Here is a 4,042-nt window from a genome sequence, read left to right as displayed (position 1 = left end):
CGTGAAAAAGAAGTCAGTGACCTTAAATCTCGGATTATTTTTACCATATCCCATGAGTACCGTACACCTTTAATGACAATTCTATCCTCTGTGGAACTCCTAGAAAAGTACCGTCATAAATTTACTGATTCTCAGCAACTTAAACATTTTTGGCGGATCCAAGCTGCGGTCAAACATATGACTACCCTAGTCAATGATTTATTATTCATTAATCAAGCAGAATTCGATAAGTTAGAATTGAAACCAGTTGCTTTGAACTTAGTAACATTTTGTCAGGAGTTATTCTGCCCAATTAAATCAAGCCTTGGGGCTAAACATCGGCTAATATTTAGTAGTGAAAGAGACTGGGAGCCAATATTAGGAGACCCCAAAATCCTTCGACAAATTCTGACTAACATCATCTCCAATGCCATTAAATATTCTCCCGATGGTGGGACTATTTTAGTACAACTAAACGGAGATGAAGAGAAAGTCATATTACAGATAATTGATCAAGGTATTGGCATCCCTAAAGAAGACCAACCAAAATTGTTTGAGTCTTTTAGTCGTGCCAGTAATGTGGGTATAATCCCAGGAACAGGACTAGGGTTATCAATTGTCAAAAGTTGTGTAGACTCCCACGGTGGTAAGATTCACGTGGAAAGTGAAGTGGGTGTCGGAACAACCTTTACCATCACCTTGCCCAAGAATTTACCAGAAGAGGAATAAGCCGGTCACTTAATTACGCAGCAATTGGTATACAATAATAAATTGTGCCATTATTATAATCCGTCAATGCCTAAACTAAAAAGCCGCAAATCAGCTGCCAAGCGTTTTAGAGCTACTGGCAGTGGTAAAATAAGACGCCGCAAAGCGTTTAAAAATCACTTACTAGAACACAAGACCTCAGAAAGGAAGGGACGCTTGTCTAAGCTGAGCTTGGTAGACGAACGGGATGCGGATAATGTTCGCCTGATGTTGCCTTATATGTAAATCTTAACAGTAGACCATTACTGCTAACACTACTACTAAAGTAAACAAACTAGCTAGAATTAACCATGACACGGGTAAAACGCGGTAATGTCGCTCGTAAGCGGCGCAAAAAAATTCTCAAACTTGCTAAGGGGTTCAGAGGTTCCCACTCGAAACTCTTCCGCATTGCTAACCAACAAGTGATGAAAGCGCTGCGGAATGCCTATCGTGATCGCCGCAAGCGCAAGCGGGATTTTCGACGTCTGTGGATTACTCGCATTAACGCAGCAGCACGTCAAAATGGCATTAGCTACAGCCAGCTGATGGGTCAAATGAAAAAAGCCAATATCCAAATTAACCGCAAGATGTTGGCACAGCTGGCAGTGCTGGATCCAGATAGCTTTAACAAAGTGGTGGAATTAGCGGCTAAAGCTGAGTAAGCATATGCGCTACGCGCACCCTACGCGCGTCTGCGGTCAGCCTTCAGCTTTTGGCCATTCGCTTAGCGTGGCCATAGGCCAAGGCCAATCGCTGACGGCTGAATGCTTAGCAAGCTGAAAAACTTGGGTTTTGGGTAAATAGGTAATCCGTAAAGGATTAAGTTGTCGGGTGATAAAAAAACTTTGGTTATTTTGATTATTATAGATTACAATAGTTAGCTCACCCCTCTTCAATTAGTATCTTTAATTGGTATTTAATTGGTATTTAATTGGGTATTTATTGTTCAGTTAAGTTCCTGAATTCACAGGGAATACCTTACCTTTTTACCAATTTCTTTACCAATTTTGATTCCCCAACCGATGCTTAAGCAAAAATTCTTCAACTTTGGTATGGTCTTCGGATTGACGGCGATGTCTTTTTTGACACCGTTACGGGTTGGGAGTGCTCAACTTGAGGAAATAGAGCAGCGGGGTCAGTTGATTGTTGCTGTCAAAGATAATCTGCGCCCTTTGGGATATAGGGATGCCGATGGCAAGTTACAAGGATTGGAAATTGACTTAGCACGACGTCTAGCAGAAGAACTGTTAGGTAATTCTGATGCGGTGGTGTTGCAGCAGGTGGGAAATCTTGACCGACTCAAGGTGGTTTTGGACGGTGAAGTTGACCTGACAATTGCTAGAGTCACAGCCACAGCACCTCGCCGCCGATTAGTGGATTTTAGTATCCCCTACTACCTGGATGGCACGGGTTTGATTACTAAAGACCCCTTAATTACCAGATTGGGTGATCTCCATAGCAGAACCATAGCCATACTCAATCATTCTAGCACAATTGCCGTCGTGCAGTATGCTTTACCGGAATCTAGGGTGGTGGGAGTAGATTCCTACCAAGAAGCGCGATCGCTTTTAGAAAATGGTAGGGCTGATGCTTTTGCTGCCGATAAGAGCATTCTCAGTGGCTGGGTACAAGACTATCCTGAGTATCGGATGCTACCAGTGTGGCTCTCGGGTGAAGCCTTGTGTGTGGTGATGCCTAAGGGGTTACAATACACCAAGCTAAAGCAGCGCGTGAATAATGCGATCGCACGTTGGCAAGCAGATGGTTGGTTAGCTCAACGAGCAACTGCTTGGGGATTACCATTAAGAATAAAAACTGTCAAGCCTTATGAATGATACACTGCCAACTATTTATCTCTCAGTTTTGCTAGTCCTACTTGCTGGTGTTACTTTCGCTGTGCTGCGCCAAGTTCTCAAAACTCGTAGAATTGAAACCACTCTCTCTCGGTTGGAGAAAAAGCTGCAAAAAGACCGGGGGACGGTTATAGAGTATTATGAATTGGGCAGTATTTATGCGGACAAGAAGCTCTTTGGTCAAGCTATCCTGCTATTTCAAAAAGCCTTGAAAGGGACTGATGCTGACGAAGAAAACCTTGCTCCTGTCTATAATGCTTTGGGTTTCGCCTATTGTGCCAAAGAACAGTATGATCTGGCTATTCGCCAGTACAAAGAAGCCTTGAAGCAAGAGCCTGGATATGTCACAGCCCTCAACAATCTCGGTCATGTTTATGAGCGCAAGCAATTAACTGCTCAAGCCTTAGAAGCTTATGATGAGGCGCTCAAGTATGAACCCAAGAATTCTACCGCTAAGCGTCGAGCAGAATCTCTCCGGAAACGCTTGGTTACACCAGCTTGAATAAAGTCAGAAGTATCAAGTATCAAGCATGAATTATCAAGGATGAATTTAGTTGTCCTACTACTTCTGGTACACCAGCGATTAAGCACAGCTTATCCATATCAAGGGTTAACCATGGTTGCTTGAGCCCTAGATTGGCAAAGGGACTCTCAGGAGGGACCTCTAACTGGCTACCCACTAAGCCTAAGCGGGATTTAAAATCACCGTTGAAGTAGAGAATATTGCCTGAGAGGGTGCTTAAGACATTGTCATTTAGAGGGAGTTGCCAGCCAAACTTAGCGTGATTGTAGCTGAAGCGGCACAGGGTATTCTCTCCTTGACGGACGGTGACCCGATGTTGATATCTGGTAGGGCGTTCGCGTAGCGTGACCTTTGGTCGTTCGCATTTTTCCCAGGTGAACTCAGCTATCTCTTTTGGTAATCCCCAAATTTCTCGACCACCTGCGACAGAATCGTGGTTATCGACGTAGATGTGGGAAATCCAGCCGCCAGTTTTGCGGGAATAGCGCACTCTGCCAGCAACTACAATTAATTCACTGTATTCTAGGACTGACCCTGAGCCGTACAGGGATAGATACACCCCACCTAGAGTCTTTCCTGGCCAGAGGGAGACGATGTCAAATTCTGGGGGAATTAGCGATCGCACTCGCTCAATATCAATCAGCTGCAAGGTTTGGATGGCGTAGCCTTGTAGTGTCCAGGGTGGGTTTGGGTAAGTCATCGGAACATCCTCTAGGTAAAATGCTTAATCCGTTGATTTTTGTGAAAGGAATCCAAGATTATGCCGATTATGATAAAAATTACCAATTTAGTCAATTAGTAAAATTTACATATAATCGAGATAATCGAGAACAGTAGCACCAGCACAAGACAATGCCAGATACACATATTCGCTTTGATTGGGCAATCAAAAAACTGCTGCGGAATAAAGCTAACTTTGGTGTTTTGGAAGGGTTTA

General features: G+C 43.7%; 6 protein-coding genes. 5 read left to right on the top strand and 1 reads right to left on the bottom strand.

Features of this window, described 5'->3' with window-relative positions:
- From F6J94_RS22670 to F6J94_RS22650, 5 genes are all read left to right on the top strand, one after another.
- A partial coding sequence (locus tag F6J94_RS22670) for a HAMP domain-containing sensor histidine kinase (RefSeq protein ID WP_293044364.1) occupies positions 1-708 on the top strand: 708 nt, incomplete at its 5' end.
- 66 nt (positions 709-774) lie between these two features.
- On the top strand, positions 775-972 hold the full coding sequence (gene rpmI, locus F6J94_RS22665) for a 50S ribosomal protein L35 (RefSeq protein WP_071107370.1): 198 nt from the start codon (positions 775-777) through the stop codon (positions 970-972).
- A 65-nt stretch (positions 973-1,037) separates the two neighbouring features.
- Complete coding sequence (rplT, locus tag F6J94_RS22660; RefSeq protein ID WP_008186586.1) at positions 1,038-1,391, top strand: 50S ribosomal protein L20; 354 nt, start codon at positions 1,038-1,040, stop codon at positions 1,389-1,391.
- 411 nt (positions 1,392-1,802) lie between these two features.
- A complete protein-coding gene (locus F6J94_RS22655) occupies positions 1,803-2,564 on the top strand; it encodes a transporter substrate-binding domain-containing protein (RefSeq protein ID WP_293044362.1) in 762 nt (253 codons plus the stop codon).
- Positions 2,557-3,084, top strand: coding sequence for a tetratricopeptide repeat protein (locus F6J94_RS22650; protein WP_293044360.1), 528 nt, complete (start codon positions 2,557-2,559; stop codon positions 3,082-3,084). Before F6J94_RS22655 ends, F6J94_RS22650 begins: the two co-directional genes overlap by 8 nt.
- A gap of 22 nt (positions 3,085-3,106) precedes the next feature.
- Here F6J94_RS22650 and F6J94_RS22645 read toward each other — a convergent pair whose 3' ends face one another.
- Positions 3,107-3,805 carry an acetoacetate decarboxylase family protein gene (locus F6J94_RS22645; RefSeq protein ID WP_293044358.1) on the bottom strand — a complete coding sequence of 233 codons (699 nt, stop codon included), beginning with the start codon at positions 3,803-3,805 and terminating at the stop codon, positions 3,107-3,109.
- Between the last annotated feature and the right edge of the window lie 237 nt (positions 3,806-4,042).

It is taken from the genome of Moorena sp. SIO1F2 (assembly GCF_010672755.1).
Classification (GTDB): domain Bacteria; phylum Cyanobacteriota; class Cyanobacteriia; order Cyanobacteriales; family Coleofasciculaceae; genus Moorena.
The sequence above is the reverse complement of the archived record's forward strand: the minus strand, read 5'-3'. Positions and strand labels throughout refer to the sequence as shown.